This window comes from Frankia torreyi (genome assembly GCF_000948395.1).
In the GTDB taxonomy this organism is placed as follows: domain Bacteria; phylum Actinomycetota; class Actinomycetes; order Frankiales; family Frankiaceae; genus Frankia; species Frankia torreyi.
On sequence record NZ_JYFN01000007.1, the window covers coordinates 126,001 to 144,519 of the forward strand.

9 protein-coding genes are annotated in these 18,519 nt (G+C 73.3%); 5 read left to right on the forward strand and 4 right to left on the reverse strand.

What is annotated here, in order from left to right; genetic code table 11:
* Positions 1-4 precede the first annotated feature (4 nt).
* The 3 genes from FF36_RS06690 (at position 5) to FF36_RS06700 (ending at position 2,517) form a co-directional block, all read left to right on the forward strand.
* Positions 5-826 carry a carbohydrate ABC transporter permease gene (locus tag FF36_RS06690; RefSeq protein WP_044884088.1) on the forward strand — a complete coding sequence of 274 codons (822 nt, stop codon included), beginning with the start codon at positions 5-7 and terminating at the stop codon, positions 824-826.
* Positions 827-879: 53 nt separating this feature from the next.
* Complete coding sequence (locus FF36_RS41430; protein WP_044884089.1) at positions 880-1,800, forward strand: GNAT family N-acetyltransferase; 921 nt, start codon at positions 880-882, stop codon at positions 1,798-1,800.
* 222 nt (positions 1,801-2,022) lie between these two features.
* Positions 2,023-2,517, forward strand: a complete 495-nt coding sequence (locus tag FF36_RS06700) for a nuclear transport factor 2 family protein (protein ID WP_044884090.1) — start codon at positions 2,023-2,025, stop codon at positions 2,515-2,517.
* 57 nt (positions 2,518-2,574) lie between these two features.
* Here FF36_RS06700 and FF36_RS06705 read toward each other — a convergent pair whose 3' ends face one another.
* From FF36_RS06705 to FF36_RS06715, 3 genes are all read right to left on the reverse strand, one after another.
* Positions 2,575-4,200 (reverse strand): FAD-dependent oxidoreductase, encoded by a 1,626-nt coding sequence (locus FF36_RS06705; protein ID WP_044884091.1) that lies wholly within the window; start codon positions 4,198-4,200, stop codon positions 2,575-2,577.
* 430 nt (positions 4,201-4,630) lie between these two features.
* Positions 4,631-5,968 carry an ATP-dependent 6-phosphofructokinase gene (locus tag FF36_RS06710; RefSeq protein WP_044884092.1) on the reverse strand — a complete coding sequence of 446 codons (1,338 nt, stop codon included), beginning with the start codon at positions 5,966-5,968 and terminating at the stop codon, positions 4,631-4,633.
* 1,499 nt (positions 5,969-7,467) lie between these two features.
* Positions 7,468-11,751 carry an NB-ARC domain-containing protein gene (locus FF36_RS06715; RefSeq protein ID WP_199865336.1) on the reverse strand — a complete coding sequence of 1,428 codons (4,284 nt, stop codon included), beginning with the start codon at positions 11,749-11,751 and terminating at the stop codon, positions 7,468-7,470.
* A gap of 575 nt (positions 11,752-12,326) precedes the next feature.
* Here FF36_RS06715 and FF36_RS37300 point away from each other — a divergent pair.
* Together FF36_RS37300 and FF36_RS37305 are read left to right on the forward strand one after the other, a co-directional pair.
* The coding region (locus FF36_RS37300; protein ID WP_242422346.1) for an AAA domain-containing protein at positions 12,327-14,066 on the forward strand (1,740 nt) is incomplete at its 3' end.
* Positions 14,067-15,677: 1,611 nt separating this feature from the next.
* Positions 15,678-16,940 carry an AAA domain-containing protein gene (locus tag FF36_RS37305; RefSeq protein WP_242422356.1) on the forward strand — a complete coding sequence of 421 codons (1,263 nt, stop codon included), beginning with the start codon at positions 15,678-15,680 and terminating at the stop codon, positions 16,938-16,940.
* A 128-nt stretch (positions 16,941-17,068) separates the two neighbouring features.
* Here the strand turns inward: FF36_RS37305 and FF36_RS06725 are convergent, their stop codons facing one another.
* Positions 17,069-18,424, reverse strand: coding sequence for an enoyl-CoA hydratase/isomerase family protein (locus tag FF36_RS06725; RefSeq protein ID WP_044884095.1), 1,356 nt, complete (start codon positions 18,422-18,424; stop codon positions 17,069-17,071).
* Positions 18,425-18,519: the final 95 nt, after the last annotated feature.

Genomic DNA, 18,519 nt, shown 5'->3' on the forward strand with positions numbered 1-18,519 from the left:
ACCGATGAGCAGCGTGCGGACATCCCGCCTGCGGGCCGCGACCAGCCATTCCATGCTCGCCCTGGTGAGCCTGATCAGCCTTTTCCCGGTGTACTGGATGTTCGCGAGCTCGTTCCGCCGCCGCGGCGACGTCTTCGACCAGTCGTTGCTGCCCTGGCCGCTGAGCCTCGGTAACTACCGGCAGGTCTTCGACAGCCTGGATGTCGTGGGCCTGCTCGGCAACACCCTTGTCATCGCCGTCGTCACCGCCGCCGGCCAGCTCGTCGTCTGCCTGCTCGCCGGGTACGCCTTCGCCGCCTGGGAGTTCCGCGGCCGGACGGTGCTGTTCATGGCGTTCGTGGCGATCTGGCTCATTCCGTTCCAGGTAACGATGATCTCCAACTATCTGGTGCTGTCGAACCTGGGCCTGCTGAACACCCTCGCGGGCGTCATCGTGCCGAACCTGTGCTCGGCGCTGGCCGTGCTCATGCTCCGCCAGCACATGCAGGCGTTTCCCCGCGAGCTGCTTGACGCGGCCCGCATCGACGGACGGGGGTCGTGGACGACGCTGTGGACTGTGGTCGTGCCGAACCTGCGCCCAGCGTTGGCCTCGCTGTCGATCCTGCTGTTCATCTCCGCCTGGAACGAGTACTTCTGGCCCGCGCTCGTGCTGCAGCGCGCGAACTCGGTGATCCAGCTCGGCATCCGCGGCTACCTCACCCAGGAGGGCGACGACTGGGGCGCGGTGATGGCCGCCTCCGGCCTGGCCTGCCTGCCGGTGTTCGCGCTGTACCTCACCATGCAGCGGCAGGTCATCGACGCCTTCGTCCGCTCCGGGCTGCGCTGACCACGCCCAAAAACCGGTGGTAGGCCCGGACGGACTACCGCCATGCTGGCACCATGTCAGAGACACCCCCCGACTGGACCATGCCGATACTCGCCGGCAGCCACGTGCGGCTGGAACCGATGGACACCGGCCACCTCGACGGTCTGGTCCGCGCCGCCACCGAGGACCGGCGGACCTACGGGTTCACGGATGTCCCGGCGACCCCGGAGGCGATGGCCCGGTACGTGGCGGCGGCCGTCGCGGAACGGGACCGCGGCCTGGCGGTCCCACTCGTGCTCCGGGAGCGGGGTGGTGACGCCGGTGGCTCCGGCCGGATCGTGGGCGCCACCCGCTTCCTCGACCTCGGCTTCTGGCGGCCGACGCCAGGCCCCGCCGGATCGGGCCCCGCCGACGCGGCAGGCCGCTCCACCACGTTCCACTGGTCGACGGCGTCGGACGCCGGGACGGCCGTCCACAGCTCGACGACCACGACCGCCACGGCGACCACGATCACGGTGGTGACGACGGCGGCAGGCGGGACGACCGTGGCCACGTCGAGCGCCGAGGGGACCCCGGCTGCCGGAGCCCCGGTCCAGCACCCCCCCACCCACGAGACCCTGGCTGCCAGCGCCCCGGCCCGCGAGGCTCCGACGGCGTCCGACCCGGCGGGCGCCCCACCGTCGGTGGCCGAGATCGGTTCGACGTGGCTGGCAGCGTCGGCCCAACGCACCGCCGTCAACACGGAAGCGAAGCTGCTGCTGCTCGGCCACGCCTTCGGCACCTGGGCGGCCCTGCGGGTCTGCCTGAAGACCGACGCGCGCAACGCCCGCTCCCGCGTGGCGATCGAACGTCTCGGCGCCCGCTTCGAGGGCGTCCGCCGCACCCACGTACTCGCCCTCGACGGCACCGCCCGCGACTCGGCCTACTACTCGATCGTCCGCGCCGAATGGCCCGGCGTGCGAGCCGGCCTCATCGCCCGCCTCACCCGCCCCTGACCGATCCCCCGCCCTTCTCCGCGGTGCGCCTCCAGGTCGGCGACGATCCGGTCCGCGTCGGCCTCGCCCAGCACCGCCTGACGTGCTCGTGCGGCTGCGGTGGTGCAAGGTGGAGAGGCCGCGCGAGCGGGGACGTTCAGGGTGAACTCGTCGAAGGGATGTGCAGGTGCGCAAGGCGTGGAGCAACGATGACACGACCGTGGGTCCGTCGACGGTGGCCGCATGACCGCCCAGGGATCCACGGGTCGCCTGCTGGCCAAGCTCGTGTCGTCGGTACCGGCCACCATCAGCCCGGCGGACGCCCGCGCGCGGATCGCCGCGTACTACGCCAGCTACGCGGCGGGTGACGTCGCGGGCCGCGAGGCGCTGTTCAGCGACGACTGCCTCGTGGAGGATCCGGCCGGCTATGTCGTCGCCCGTGGGGCCGAAGCCCTGCACCGGTTCTTCGTCGAGGGGATTCCGCCGGACTGGTCGGTCGCGTTCCGGCTCGACCGCGTCGCGGTGGTGGGCAACGAGGCGGTGGCCACGACGCTGTCGGTCATCGACGCGGGTGCCAGGGGCGGGCTCGAGAACGTCGTCACCACGCACTTCGTCTTCGACGACGCCGGTCTCATCCGCAGTCTGCGCACCTTCTTCGACGCCGACTCGATGAACGACCCCGCGCCGAACGACCCCGCATCGAACGACTCTGCGCCGAACGACCCCCGGACGCACTGACCCCACGCGCGGCGAGGCCGGGCCCACGGTGCGGACCCGGCCTCGCCGTCGATCGGTTCAGGCCACGCCGACGGGCGCCCGGCTGTGGGCGACCTGCTCGCCGGCGACGTAGGCCATGGTCATGCCCGTCCACAGCGTGGTGCCGCCGCCGGGGTAGCCCCAGCCGAGCGGGCTCGCCGCGGCGTTGCCCGCCGCGTACAGGCCCTCGATGACCCCGCCGCGCGCGCGGCGCACCTGGCCGTTGACATCCGTGCGCAGGCCGCCGTTGGTGCCCAGCGTTCCCGGGTAGATGCGCACGGCATAGTACGGGGCGCGGTCGACGGGACGGATCTTGGATCCGGTCATCCCGCGCGGCCGGTCGAAGTGCGGGTCGACGCCGTCGGCCGCGTGCTTGTTGAACTCGGCGACGGTCTCGGTGAGGTGCTCCGGGTCGACGCCCAGCTTCTCGGCGAGTTCGGCGATGGTCTCGCCGGTCGCGACCCAGTCGGGGATGGGGTCGCCGGGCTTGAACGACAGGATCTGCTTGCGCGAGCGAACACCCTCGTCGAAGATCATCCACGCGATCTCGTTCGGGAAGTCGATCGTCGTCGCGTCGAACTCGCCGAAGGCGTGGGCGAAGTCGTGGTACGGCTGAGCCTCGTTGACGAACCGGTCGCCGTGGGAGTTGACGATGATGGTGCCGCCGGCCGCCCGGGCGTCGTCGAAGGTCGGCAGCGGGGCGCCGAGGGTGAGGTCGGTCGGGTCCAGCATCGCGCCGGAGCCCCAGAACGAGTGCATGTTGCCGAGCAGCGCCCCGGCCTCCATGCCCATGATCTGCCCGTCGCCGGTCGCGTGCTGGGGGCTGATCGGGTACAGCTCGAAGCCGATGAACGCGGACACGAGCTCGCGGTTCCACTCGAACCCGCCGCTGGCCAGCACGACGCCCCGCCTGGTCTCGATGGTGGAGGTCGTGCCGTCCGCGGCGGTCACCCGGATCCCGCGCACGACACCGTCCTCGCCGAGGAGCTGCTCGGCGCGGGTCTGCATGCGCACCTCGACGCCGCGGTCGAGCACCCCGCGCAGCAGGCCCGCGACGATCGCGCTGCCCTTCGTGCGGACGTCCTCGCGGTTGCGCCGCTCCAGCTCCTCCGGGGTGCGCTCGCGCTGCCCGATGTCCTCGGCGAGCATGTTGCGGGCCACCTGACCGCGCACGGCCACCTTGGTCTGGATGCGCGCGGCCCAGTCCGGCAGCAGCTCGCCGACGGGGAAGGGAAGCGGCTCACACGAGCGCCCGCCGTACTTCTTCCCCGGGATGTCGTAGGCGGCGTAGTAGTCCGGGTACTTCGCCATGGTCGTCATCTTCAGCGGGGTGTGCGTCTCGATGTACTCGAGCATCTCCGCGCCCCGGTCCACGCACAGCTCGAGCAGCTCGGGGTCGGCCACCCGGCCCGAGAGCCGCCGGATGTAGGCGAGCGCCTCCTCCCGGGTGTCGGAGATGCCGAACTCGGCCTGGTGGGAGTTCAGCGGCACCCACACGATCCCCGCCGAGACCGAGGTGCTGCCCCCGACGACGGCGGTCTTCTCCACCACCAGCACACGCGCCCCGGCGTCGGCGGCGCGGACCGCCGCGGTGAGCCCGGCGGCGCCGGTGCCCACCACGACGACATCGGTGGTCTCGTCCCAGGATGTGGGGGTCGTGTCCATCTGGCTCCTCGTCATCGCGGCTCTGCGTGGAGAGTCCTCGTGCGGCGGCGGCGCCGTCGCCGCCCCGGGGCACGCGGAACCTCGAGGACCGCAGCCTGGGGCCGGCCGGCGGGGTACGCCCCCGTCGGGAAGAGGAACAGAGCATCCCGAACATAACCGCGCTGTCAGAAGCGGGCAACCGGCGTCAACCCTGCCGCGTCCGGCCGGAGCCGGCGGCGTCGAGGACGCAGGTGATCGGCCGCGGCCGCGGCTCTCCGAACGTGGCTTCGCTGTCAGAAACAGGTGACCAGCCTGCCGGTCATCCCGACAGGTCGATCACCGGGTCGACCCCGGCCATGGACGGGAACCTTGCCCTTCCAGAGGGCTTCGTGTCCGATTCGTCCCGCTGGAAGGACAAGCCCTCCGGAAAGACAAGGAAAGGCGGTGGGGGCTACTCGAAGTGGGGGGGCTGGCCGGTGGCTTCGAGGACGGACATCCACAGGTCGCCGGCGGGGTCGACCTGGTTGCGCTGGCTGACGGCGAGGGCGATCGGGATGTGGATGAAGCGGCGGCGCCAGCGGCCGACGACCATCTCGGTGCGCCCGGACATCGCGGCGTGCACGGCGGCGTGGGCGAGCCGGATCGTGTAGACGTTGTCGTACGGGTTGGCCGGGACGCTGCGGATCGCGTAGCTGGGGTCGATGTACTTCAGGTTCAGCTCGACGCCCTCGTTGGCGAAGTGTTCGGTGATCCGGCGGGACAGCACCGGGCCGACGTCGTGCAGCTTGCGGTTGCCCGACGCGTCGGAGCCCTCCGGCTGGTCGGTGATGAGCTCCTGGCCGGCGCCCTCCGCGACGACGACGACCGCGTGCCCGCGCTCGACCACGCGGTGGCGCAGGTAGTTCAGCAGGCCGCCCTCGCCCTCCAGCTTGAACGGCAGCTCCGGGATGAGCACGACGTCGGCGTTGCTCTTCGCCAGGGTCGCGTAACAGGCGATGAAACCGGAATGCCGGCCCATCAGGCGGACCACGCCCATGCCACCCGGTGCGGACGTCGCCTCGGCATGCGCAACACGGATCGACTCGGCGGCCTTGCCGAAGGCGGTCTGGAAGCCAAAGCTCTGATCGATGTAGGGGATATCGTTATCGATCGTCTTCGGGATGCCGACGACGGCGATCTTCTCGCCGCGTTCGGTGGCCACCCGGGAAATCTCCTTGGCGCCCCGCAGCGTGCCGTCCCCGCCGATGACGAACAGAATGTTGATGTTCATCCGGGAGAGGCAGTCGACGATCTCGCCGGGGTCCTGCTGGCCGCGGGAGCTGCCGAGAATCGTCCCGCCGTCGTCGTCGATGTTCGCGACGCTCTCCGGGGTCAGGTCGACGACGTCGTGCCCGTAGCGGGCGATGAAGCCCTGGTACCCGTTGCGGAAGCCGAAGATCCGCCGGACCCGGTAGTGCGAGGTCAGCTCCAGCACCAGCCCGCGGATGACGTTGTTCAGCCCGGGGCACAGGCCGCCGCAGGTGACGATGCCGACCCGGGTCTTGGAGGGGTCGAAGTAGATCTTCCGACGCGGACCGGCCGGCTCGAACCCCGGTAGCTCCGCGAGATCGACCTGCCGGGCGGCGATCATCGACGTGGTGTCGTCGTAGAGGACCTTGTCCGCCTCGTCGATGTAATGCTGTGTCGTCGGCCGTTCCCCCAACAGGGGCATAAGAGGGGAATCTATCCGGCAGGCCCCCAGGGTCTTCACCGACAGATCGGCATTATCCACAAGCAGTGGCGCACCCACCGTTGCCCGGCCCTCACGTCTCGCTCGGCGTTTCGTCTCTTCGCGACTTCGCTCCATACATACCCCGGGCGGGCCGGCGACGGACGCCGCCGATCATCCCAGTTCTTCCAGACCGAGACTACCGGGCCAAACCAGCCGTCACGGGGGCATCGCCGGGCCAACCCGGCCACCAGCGGGCGGAAACATGTGCTTCACCGTCCGGAAACCGGCCGAAACGGCCCTTCGGACCCGCCCTGTACTTGTCCCCGGCGGACACCTCGGTGCCCGCCGGAGAACCGGCCGCCCGACCCGGCGCCGGCGGCCGTCCCCGCGCGGCCAAGGGCCGTCCGACCGGTCGGACCTGCGCGAACCCGGCCCCGGCCCCACGGGCGGATGGGAGCACGACTGCCCTGCTCACGGCGCCCGCCATGCGACCGGAGGCCAGCGTCACCAGCCTCCGCCGAGGGCAGCCCATGGCCGCCTAGCGCCCCGTCCGCGGACCGTCTTGTCCGCCGGCCGTCCTGTTCTCCGACCGCCCCGTCGGCGGACCTTCCTGTCCACCCCCGTTCCGTCCGTCCGATCGGGCCGTACCCGGAATACCGTGCCCGAAGACCATTCGCCGCAAAAGCTGCCTGATTCACGGTCCGCCAGGCGTCACCGAGGCATGTCAGGAACATGACGGCGACGACCGGTGGCGATCCGGCTGGCATCTGCCGGACACGGGCGTTCTGCCCGGGCAGCCACGGCCCCCGCTCGACCGAGCCACCCGGATCACACCCCGGGGTGTCGTCGCCTCACCACCCGTACGGGCGGCGTCGACACGCAGGCCACCGCCGGCCGGAGCCGGAGCCCGAGCCCGATTGTCAGGCGCGCGCCGCCCGCCGATCGGCCGATCCGCTGCGGGAACGGGCGACGATTCGCCGGGCACCAGGATGATTTCGGTCGAGAGCAGGACGATCCCGCTGGGCAACAGGACGTCGGGCCCCTCCTCGGGGGCCGGTCGGACCGGTGCGGCGGCGCCTTTCGGCGCCCCGGATGCGGTCCGCTCGCCCCTGCCCCGTCGCCGCCCGATCCGGGAAGCTCAAACCACGCTCACGCCGACCACGGGAGCGGACGGGGAGGTCACGGTGCACGTCATCGGGCACGGCCGGATCGGCGGGCAACGCCCACCGCGGTGGCCCACTCGGACGGTCGCCGCCGGCTTCACGCCGCCTGCTGGTCGGAACCAGGACGGGGGCGCGACAGGCTGACACCGGGCTCGGGATCGTCGCACCACCGGGGTCCGGCACGGACCCGCGGTCGAGGATGCGGCGTCACCCGACGCAGACGGCTGCGACCCGCGGAGGGATCGGGTCGGAGCCAACCAGGCACGGCGCGGCGGCCACCGACGCGATGGCGAGCGTGTCGGTGGGGACCGACCGCCGCGCCGTGCCCGGACCTCCGGCATCCCCCAGCCCCGTCCGAACCATGAGTCGGTCCCGACTGGAGACCCGCCGGACCACCCGCGACCGCGCGCACGCTCAGCCCGGGACGTCGAGCCGCCACAGGCGCAGGCCACCCCGCCCGAACGTCCACACGCTGCGCGACGTGGCCTCGCCGAGCCAGCCGCAGTCGTCGACCCGCCCCTCGATCCGCAATGCGGCGACGCGGGCCGCCGAGCGTAGATCGAACACGCGCAGCACGTTCGCCTCGTCCACGGACGCAAGCATCGATTGATCACCGCTGACCGAGAACGCCGTCACCCCACCCAAGTGACCGCTGAACGATGCCGTCCGCGTCCCGCCCGGTAGATCCCAGGCCGTGATCGATATCGGGCGTTCATCGCCGCGCCCGCGATGCTCGACGGTGAGCAACCCCGAGCCATCGGGCAGGTATGCCGCCTTCGCGATCGGGCCCAGATCGCCCGGGTTCGCCCTGGCCTTGAGCGTGCGCAGGTCGAGGCGGGTCACCATCCCGCCGTAATCTACGAGCACGATCTCGCCGGCTGCCTCGCTGACCATGACGTCGCCGACTCCCCGATCGACAGAACGCTCCACACCGAACTCCCGGCCGGCGGCTGCGGTCCACAGTGAGATCCGGCACCGTCCCTCCGCACCGCGAAGGGAGCTGGTGACAACGAGCGCGACGGGAACCGTCGACGGACCTGCGATCGGCGACGCCGCGATCCGCGTGGTAACGCCGTCGGTCTGGAACTCATCCAGCAGCCCGCCGGTGTGTGGATTCCAGATCTGGATCCCCTCATGGGTCCGGACAGCGAGCCATGTGCCGTCCGGAGCCGCGCCCCAATCAGATGAGGTAGCGACTCCAGCCTGAATTCGCGACAACAGCTCGCCGTCCCTCACCGCCCGGACGATTACTTGGTCTCCGCCCGCCTGGAATTCGCGCGTCGTAGAGGCGAACCAGCCGCCCGTCGGCGCAAGCAGGACAGCGCGCACCGCGGCGTCATGTGCCGCGACCATCGCGTCGGCATCGCCGCCTGACGACCAGGTGCGTACGGTCCCATCCCCGTGCCCGGACACCAGCCACCGGCCGCGTGGGTCGCCAGCCGTAGCGGTCGCGTCGTCCGCGTCGTTAGCAGAGGTCGGATCTGCCGCATCCCGCCGGACCTCCCAGATCCGCACGGTTGGGCCATAATCCCCGACGCTGGCGAGCCAGTGGCCGTCCGGCGCCACCAGCAGGCCCGTGATCCTGTCGCGGTGGCCCGTCAGCACGCCGCGCTGGTTCCAGTCCGCAGTGTCCCAGACACGGATCACCGCCCGGCGGCCCGAGATGGACGGCTCGGCGGCCTCGGCCACGGCGATCCACTCCCCACCGGGAGCGATCGCCATGGCGGCGACCCCGCCCACATGGCCTGACAGTCTGCGGTCGAGCGAACCGTCGACGATGTTCCACACGTACAGGCAGCCGGCCTTCTTCCGCCCCGTGTCCGGGACAGATTCACCCACGACTAGCGACCGGCCGTCCGGGAGAAAGGAGACAGTCGACACCGTGCCATCGTGGCCGGTGAAGCTTGCTCGGACCGACCGCGTCTCGACGTCCCACACGAACACAGCCCGCCCGGACGCCGTCGCGAGCAGCCGGCAGTCCGGCGAGATCGCCAGGAGCTGCCTCCTCGCCGGCGCAAACTCCGGCAAGATGTTCACGGACCGGGTGTCGATACCGGCCGGCAGAACTGCAAACACGATATCGTCGGCGACGTTCCACAGGCGGACCAGTCCGTCGTCGGAGCGCACCGCAAGCCAGGCCCCGTCTGGAACACCGGCCAGTTCGACCTGCCCGGAGCCCGGGAGACTGCGGTACAGCGCCCCAGTCCGGCTGTCGAAGATCCTCACAGCGACCGGGGACGGTTCAGGTCGCCCATCGGGGCCATCGTCCCGATGGGCGTGTCCCACCACCAACCAACGGCCGTCCGCGGTGAACCGTAGTCCGTTGACCCTGCCGGCGGCCCCGTCGATTGAATACCGGAGCGTGCCGGAGCTCATGTCCCAGACGCCGACCTGACCCGCACCATCCGCGATTGCCAGCAGGCCCCGCCAAGTGTCCTGCACTGACACCGCGGTCACCCCCTGGGGATGTCCGCGCACGCCGCCCTCGGGACGACCACTCGCAACGTCCCAGAACCGGACCTCCCCCGGTCGCACCCCCCAGACATCCGAGCTCTCTCCAACGAACAGCCGCTTCCCGTCGCGAGATACGGCGAGTGCGGAGACTGCGGCTTCCCCTGCGGACAGGACCCGCTTTAGCGCATTGTGGGGGCGGTCGAGTTCTGGCCAGACCGGCGTCAGCCGGGCCCCGTGGAGCGTCGCCGCGAAGACGGCCGCGAGGTCGCTCAAGCGCTCGTCCGAGGCCATCCGGGCAAGCAATGTCGGCGCGAGGATGTCCGGGACGGGGGTCGGGGTGAGCACGTCGAGCGAGCGTGCGACAACACCGGCGAGTAGGCCGAGCTCCGGATCGGCGGAGCGGGCCAGGTCTGCCTCCACGGCCACCGCGCCCGAGCGCGTGAACTGGGCGACGATCCACCGTAGGTCGTGTACCAGGGCCTCGGCCTCGTCGTCGGGCTGGGGAGCGACATCGGCCGGTGGCGCGGCCGCGCCACCGGGGCCGGGACCGATGGCCTGACGTAGGTGGGCGAGCAGATGGCGCCACAGGTAGGTCTCGGACTCCGTCAGCAGCCACCAGGCGGTGCGGCCGTCGACGGCGGGCAGGTCTCGGCGGTAGGCGTCGAGCAGGCGGCCGTGGGCTGCGGGCAGCGTGTCGCCCAGCGCGAGGCGCAGGTGCTCGCGGATGACCTGGTGCAAGGTGAGTCCGGGCGGGTCCTGGCCGAGGCGGGCCAGGGCGAGCTCGTCGAGCAGCTCGCAGAACCGGCCCGTCTGCCAGGAGGTCCAGCCGGCGCCGGCGGCCCAGAACCGCTCCAGCACCGGCAGCGGGATGACCGCCCCCTCCGCGAAGATCGCCAGTTCGTGGTAGCGGGCGACCCGGTCGGGGTCGCTGCCGATGGTAAGGATGTCGACGCTGGCCGTGATGGCGGCGGCGACCGAGCGGGCGCGGTTGCGTTCATCGTCGAAGGCGCCGGGTCCGGCGGCGGCGAAGCCCTCAAGGGTCGCGGAGACGGCGTCGCTGACGGGGACACCGCGGCCGACGCGGGTCCGGATCGCTCCTGCGGCCAGGCCCAGCAGCAGCGGCCAGTCGCCGCAGCGGGCGGCGAGGAGGTCAGCGGAGGTGGAGGTGGAGAGATCTGGGACCGCGGCGGTCAGGATGCCGATCGACTGTTCTCGGGCCATCGCGTCGACCGCGACGACGGACGCCTCCGGCGGGAACACGGACCGGTCACGGCCGGTGACGAGCCGCCCGCAACGGTGCCCCCCGTGCAGGAACGGCGCGAGCTGATCGGCGGACCACGCATCGTCGACGATGAGCAGCATCCGCCGCTCGGCCAGCAGCTCGCCGAGGCGCATCCCGGCCTGCGCCGGATCGGAGGAGCCGACCGAGCGGTCGCCGAGGCGGCGCGACAGTCCGTTGACGGTCTCTGCGAGAGGAACCCCGGCCAGGTCGGGGCCGACGCCGACCCAGAGCACCCCGTCGGGGTAGCGGGCCCGGATGTCGTCGCGGTGGCCGATCATCCGGGCGAGGGTCGTCTTGCCGAAGCCACCGGCGCCGTGCAGGGCGACGATCGGCGCTGCGGGCCCGTCCGCGGCCGGCTCGACGAGTCTGCGAGCGGCATCCAGCGCCAGCTCCGTGCGGTCGATCTCCCGGCCCGTGAGCTCCGGCAACCAGCGGATCTCCGCCTCGACGGCTGGTTCCGCGGGGCCGGGCGAGACGTCCGGTCGCGCAGCGAGGACGGCGAGTGCCTGCAGGAGCTGCGTCTCGAGATCGGCGGGGCTGGCGACCTTGCCGGCGGTGACACCGCTGTCGAGGATCCGGCGACGGAACGCCTCCTGCCGGTCGCCGTGGGACGGGTCGATGAACAGCTCGTAGCCGCCCTGGACGCGGTCGGGGTCCAGCAGGAACATCAGGCGCGGCCTGTCCAGCCGGGTCGCGGTGTCGAACTCCAGCTCGGTGTAGGAGACCTCCGGCCGGTCTCGGACCGGGGAGCCGTACCGGAAACCGATGATCCCCACGTAGACGTCGCAGCCGGCGACCTCCCGCTCGCACACCTCGGCGGGCGGCGCGTCGGCCACGGCGAAGAATGCCATGTCCACCGCCGCGAACTTCATCCGCCCGACGGCATCGGCTGCTGCCTGCACCCAGGACCGCTCGGCGGGAACCCGGCTCAGCTCGCCGGTATGGCTCAGGAAGACGCGCACCCGAACCACCTCCCATCGCTCGTCCAACCGGAACGGGATGCGGCGGCGGCCTCCGCGCATTCGGTGCCTGGATGCCCGGCAGTGAAACCGAATAATGTGACGCTTCGTCCCCCTACGCTCACAGTGCAGCAAAATAACACCCGGTGCAGCGCTCCGGCTCCGGCTGGACAGTCCGGGGATCATGGCGCTTCGGCCGTCCCGCTCCCTGGCACGGGCCGGGGATCCGCCCAACGCGTGGCGCGGTTCCGCGGAACACCATGATCGCTGAGACCAATACCGGCGCCGGGGTCCGGACACGTGGTGCGGTGGCACGCTGGCCGCGCTGATGCCCGACTGAGCGGATAGGACTGACTCGTCCAGGACGCCCGTCTCCCCGGGCACCCGCCCGCTCGACGAACCAGAGGTTGGCCAGGGGATCGCAGCGGTGCGGCGGGGTCCGACGCCAGCTCGGCGGTCGGAAACCGGCGATGCTGTCGGACGCAGGCCGTAGTGTCGGCTCAAGCGGAGGCGCGGACCACATCAGGCCGCGCTCGCCGCGCCCTGACCCCGCCGTCCGTCCGAGGAGCCGATGTCCGTTGTCTGCCCGTGACCTGGTGCGCAGCCGGTCGCTTCGACTGTTGGACTACCTCGCCGCGCTCGCCGCCGAGCGGCGCGGCGCCCCCCGCCGTCAGCTCGCCGACTACTCCCCCGCCCCGATCCTCCCGGCCGCCGTGCCCGCGCACGCGGATGTCCGCCTCGGCCCGTCGACCCGGCGGGACTCGTGGCTGGAGATCGATCGGACAGCGCCGCCGCGGCCGCCCGCCTGGCCCCGAGCCCTCGACGCGATCCTCGGCCCCACCGGGGTGAACCCCGACACGCCACCCACGATGCCCTCCCCCGCGCCCGCGGGCGGCCCTGACGGCATCGGCGGCATCGGCGGCATCGGCCCGAACGTCGCAGTCGGCGATGTTCCGGATGGAGCCGTCCCGGCGCAGCCAGCGGTCTCTGTGGAGGCGGCGTCGCCGGCCGGCGCCCTTGCGTCACCGGGGATGGAACCGGCGACGGCCCAACCCGGCGAGCCGGGCGACACCGACCGGCACGGGGCGGCGCCCTTGGCGGACGAGCCCGATCCCCGGGCGGCGTTGCTGGACGCCTGGGTACGCGACGTCTGGCGGCCCTGGGCGCCGGCGGCGCGCGCGGCGCGGGACGCCCGCGCGCTCTACCAGCGCCTGTTCGACCTGCGCCTGACTCTGCAGCGCGACGACGCCACCACCGAGCTCGTGTGGGGGCACGGCGTGCTGTGCTGGCGAGTCGGCGACGCCGTGATCAGCCATCCGCTGCTCGTCACCCGAGTGGTGACGACACTCGATCCCGAGTCCGGCGTCATCCGCCTGCATCCCGACGGGCCGACCAGCCTGGAGACCGAGCCGCTGCACGGCCTCGGGCTGCCCGGCCTCGACGAGCTCTCCGCCCTGCGCGACCGGCTGCGCGCCGCGCCGGTCGACCCGTGGGACGCCCCGGGCCGCGCGGAGGTGTTCCGCCAGGTCATCGCGCCGCTCGGGCTGGACGCCCGGCTGGTCGCGGGGCCGGGGCTGCCGTCGCCCGGCGCGGCGCCGGTCCTCGTCGACACCTGGGCGCTGTACGCGCGGCCGCGGCCCGCCCTGCAGGCGCAGTTCTACGCCGACCTGCGCACCGCCCTCACCGATCGCGACGTCGTTCCCGAGGCGATCGCGTCCGTGGTCGCCGACGAGGCGCTCGTCGCCGACGCGCTGGCCGGCGACGGCACCGGGATGCCGCCCGGCGCGGGGCGCTGGGATCACGGCGATCCAAGCGCGCGGCCGGGGCCGGGTGGCGGCACGCCGGTCGGCCTGGGCGAGCGGCTGCTCATGCCGCTGGCGACCAACGCCGACCAGGAGCGGATCGCCCGCCAGCTCGCCGGCTCCCGTGGGGTGACCGTGCAGGGGCCGCCGGGCACCGGCAAGAGCCACACCATCGCGAACCTGATCTGCCATCTCGTCGCGCACGGGCAGCGCGTGCTCGTCACCGCGCAGGACGAGCAGGCACTCGGCGTGCTGCGCAACAAGATTCCGCCGGAGCTGCGGGATCTGAGCGTCGCCGTGCTGGGATCGAGCCGCGCGGACCTCGACGAGCTACGCGCCGCCGTGGTGGAGATCTCCGGGGCGCTCAGCGACGTCGACCCCGCGCGGGAGACGGCGGCCGTCAAGGCGCTCGCCGAGGAACTCGACGCGGCCCGCGCCCACGCCCGCACCCTCGAACTGCGCATGATCGACCTGTTGGCGGCCCAGGCCCGCGAGTTCGAGCTGCCGCACGGACGGNAACGGGCCCCGGCGGTGGCTGCGTGGCTCGCCGAACGGGCGGGCGAGCTGTCGTTCATCCCCGACCGGCTCGACCCGACCCGGGCGCTGCCGCTGGACCCGGCGGAGCTTGCGGTGCTGTACCGCACGGCGCGTCAGATCGGTCCCGCCGACGCGCGGGCACTCGCCCAGGAGCAGCCGGACGCCGCCGCCCTGCCGAATGCGGTCGCCCTGGCGCGGCTGCACGCCGAGCTCGACGAGGTCCGCGACGGCCTCGCCGACCTGGAACAGGCGGGGCTGTCGGTGCCCGCGCTCGACGCCCTCGGCGAGTCCGCGACGCGGGCGCTGGTCGACGACACGCGGGCCGGCGCCGAGCGGGCGGCGCGGCTGTCGGTCGGCTGGCTCGCCGCCGCCCGGGCGCAGTGTGCCGCCTCCGACGCGCAGGCCGAATTCTGGGCCGGTCAGGCCGCGGCGCTGGCCGCCGAGGTCACGCAGCTGCGCGGGCTCACCGCACGGACCTTCGGCCACCCGATCCAGGTGCCGGACGGCGACCCGCGGGTGCACCTGCGCCTGCTCGCGGAGCTGCGCGAGCGCTACGCCGCCGGCCGTGGGATCCCGCGGCTCGGCGGGCGGGAGCTGCGGGAGCTGCGCGACGCGGTCCGCGTCGACGGGCTCGTCCCGCACACGGTGGACGACGTGGCCGTCGCCGAGGCCGAGGTGCGCCGCCGCCAGACCCTCGCCGCCGCGGTGGCCCGCCAGGGCGCGATCGCCGCCGCGCTCGGCGGCCAGCCCGTCGACACGGGTGCCTCCGACGTCCTCACCCGGCTCGACACGGCCGCCCGAGACCTTGCCGACGCCGTCGACTGGGAGCGTCAGGTCCGACCGGAGCTCGCCGTGCGGCTGCGCGCCGTCGCTCCCGGCGCCGTCGCTCCCGGCGCCGGCGACGGTGGCGATCCGGCCGCGCTGTCCCGGCTCGCCGACCTGCTGGCCGCGGCGGCCGGACGGGGCCGCGAGCAGGAGGTCACCGACCGGCTCGCGACCCTGGCGCGGACCCTTGACGAGGGCCGCCGCCGCCCGCGGGCCGGCCGGCTGTGGGGCGAGCTGCACGAGGCACTGACCCGACGCGACCTCGCCGCCTGGGATGCCCTGCTCGACGAGGCCGCCCGGCTGGCGGCGCTGCGTCCCGACGCCGCCGCGCGCACGCGGCTGTCGGAGCGCCTGGGTGCGGTGGCGCCGCTGTGGGCCGACGCCATCCTCGACCGGTCCGGCGAGGCCGTCGCCTGCGGCGACCCGGCGCGGGCGGCGGCGGCGTGGCGCTGGCGGCAGGCGCAGACCTGGCTCGACGACCTGCACGCCGACGGCGACCTGGCGCTGCTCGGCCGCCAGCTCGGCGACGCCTCCGAGCAGGCCCGCCGGCTCGTGCTCGACACCGCCCGTCGGGCCGCCCGCCTCGGGCTCGCCACCCGGCTCGGGGACCCGCAGCGCCGCGCGCTCACCGGCTGGGTGCAGGCCCTCGACCGGCTGGGGAAGGGCACCGGGAAGTACGCCCCGCACTGGCGGGCGCAGGCCCGCGCGCACATGCGGGCCGCGATGGGCGCCGTACCCGTGTGGATCATGCCGACGTACCGGGTGATGGAGAGCTTCGACCCCGGTTCCGACGACCTGTTCGACGTCGTGATCGTCGACGAGTCCAGCCAGTGCGACATTCTCTCCCTCGGCGTGCTGAGCCTGGGTCGGCGCGCCGTGGTCGTCGGCGACGACGCCCAGACGAGCCCGGAGGCCGTCGGGATCGACCGGGCCCGGGTCGGGGCGCTGATCGACGCCCACCTGCCCGACGTGGCCCAGCGCTCGCTGCTCGACGTCGAGGCGAGCCTTTACGACACCGCCACCCGGGTGTTCCCACGGACCGTGGTGCTCAAGGAGCACTTCCGCTGCCTGCCCGACATCATCGGGTTCTCCAACCGCTTCTACGACCATCAGATCCTGCCGCTGCGGGAGGATCCGGAGCTCGCGATCGGCGCCGCGCTGCGCCCGGTGCGCGTCACCGAGGGCGCCCGGACGCAGACCCGGTTCGGCGACGCCAACCCGGTGGAGGCGCGGGCGATCGTCGATCAGGTCGTCGCCTGCTGCGCCGACCCCGCCTACGACGGGATGACGATGGGTGTGGTGACCCTGCTCGGCGCCGGGCAGCCCAGGCTCATCGAGCACGCTCTGGTCGAGCGACTCGGCGAGCGCGAGTTCTCCCGGCGGGCGTTGCGGGTCGGCGACCCCTACCAGTTCCAGGGCGACGAGCGCGACGTCGTGTTCGTCTCCGTCGTCGCCGACGACAACCGCTCCGCCGCCACCCGCCGCCGCGACCTGCAGCGTGTCAACGTCGCCGCGAGCCGCGCCCGCAACCAGATGTGGGTGTTCCACACCGTCGACCCGGCGACGCTGCGCGAGGACGACATCCGCCGCCAGCTCATCGAGTACACCTACGCCGGTGCGACCCCGCAGGCCGAGGGCCGGCTCGCCGACCGCTGCGAGAGCGAGTTCGAGCGCGCGGTCCTGCGCGAGATCCTCGGCCGTGGCTACCGGGTCCGCCCCCAGCACCCCGTCGGCCGCTACCGCATCGACCTCGTCGTCGAAGGAGCACCCCGCCCGCCGGCGCCCGACGCGGGCGCGGCGCGCGTCCGCGGCCCCCGGCTCGCCGTCGAGTGCGACGGCGACCGGTTCCACGGCCCGGACCAGTGGGAGGCGGATCTGCGCCGCCAACGGATCCTGGAGCGGCTCGGCTGGACGTTCCTCCGCATCCGCGGCTCGGAGTTCTACCGCCATCCCACCCGCACGCTCGACGGCCTGTGGCGCCGGCTGGACGAGCTCGGCATCCACCCGGACGTGGGCGCCGGTCCTTGACCCGTGGCCCCTGCCCCCTGACCGCTGGCCCCTGACCGCTGGCGCCTGGCACGGCGCCACGCCCGAGGACGACCGAACCCGGCAGGCCGGCCGCCGTCACACGACCGGCCGGGGCCGGGGCGGGTCGGTCAGCGGCTCGCGCCGGGCATGACGGCCCGCGGGGCGATCTCGTCGACGAGCCCCCAGGCCAACGCCTGCTCGGCGTCGATGGGAAGCCCGCTGAGGATCAGGTAGGCGGCCCGCTGCGGGCCGATGCGCCGCGGGATGCTCGCGGTGCCCCCGGCGCCGGGGACCAGCCCCATCGCCACCTCCGGCAGCCGGAACGTGGTGTCGGGGGCGGCGACGACCCGGCCGCAGAACGCGGGCAGCTCCGCCCCCGCGCCGATGCAGAGCCCGTGGACGTAGGCGGTCACCGGCAGCCCGGTGGCCAGCAGGCCCAGCGGGATGCTGCGGGTGGTTCGCACGGCGTGGGCGCCGACCGGATCGAGCATCGTGCCGAACTCGGTCAGGTCGCCGCCGCTGGAGAACGACGGCCCCGTGCCGGCCAGCCGGATCTCGGCGAGCTCGCTGTCGGCGGCGGCGAGCCCGAAGGCGGAGACCAACCCGTCACGCAGGCTGATGCTCACGGCGTTGTGCACCCGCGGCCGGTTGAGGATGACCGTGAGGACCGCGCCGTCCCGCTCGATCAGGACGGCCGGTGCGGCCGCGGCCCGGGCCGCCGTCGCCGCCGTCACCGTCGCCGCCGTCGCCGCCGTCGCCGCCGCGGTCGTCGCCGCCGCGGTCGTCGCCGCGGTCGGATCCGTCGCCACGTCGGCCGCGGGAGCGCTGTCGGCGGGCGGGACGGCGGCCGCGGAGGCTGCAGCCGCCGGGTCCAGCCCAGGCCGGGCCGCCGCGCGCGCACTCTGCCGGGCCCGTCGTCGGGCCAGCCAACCGGCGAACTCCGGGCCGGCCTGCAACGCCGAGTAGGCGAACGACTCGGCGACGACGGCATCGCGCACGTCGATGCCGGTACTCACGCGCAGCAACTGCACGAGCGCGACGGCGGCGTAGGGATTCGCCGCGGTCGCGGCGACCAGCGCGTCCACCGCGGCATCGATCCCGTCCGGCGCGGTCACCCACGGCCGCGGCGCCCCCGGCTCATCGGTGAGCAGGATGTCGAAGCCGCAGGTGGCGACGCCGTCGGGAACCCACCGCAGATCCTCGGCCACGGCGACACAGACGCAGGGCAGCCGGCGGCCGAGTTCGCCGACCCTGATTGCCGCCGGGGAGGCGGCGTCGACGACCAGGATGGGCCGTCCCCCGAGTGGACTGAAGGCCTCCGGATCGGCTTGCAGGTCCGCGAGCACCGCTTCGGGGTCGGTGACCCGCCGCCCACCCACGCCGTCCAGACCGGCGAGCAGGTCTACCCCGACCGGGCTGGGGGTGGCGGCGAGCGGGTCGGAGCCGACCGGTTGCGCGGCCGGCCCGGGCACAGGAGTGTTCACGGACGATGACGCTAGTGCCCCGGCGCCGCGGAATCGCGCAGTCCTCCTTGCCGGACCGCCGACGGCGGGGCATCGCGGCGGCCTGCGCGCGGCGC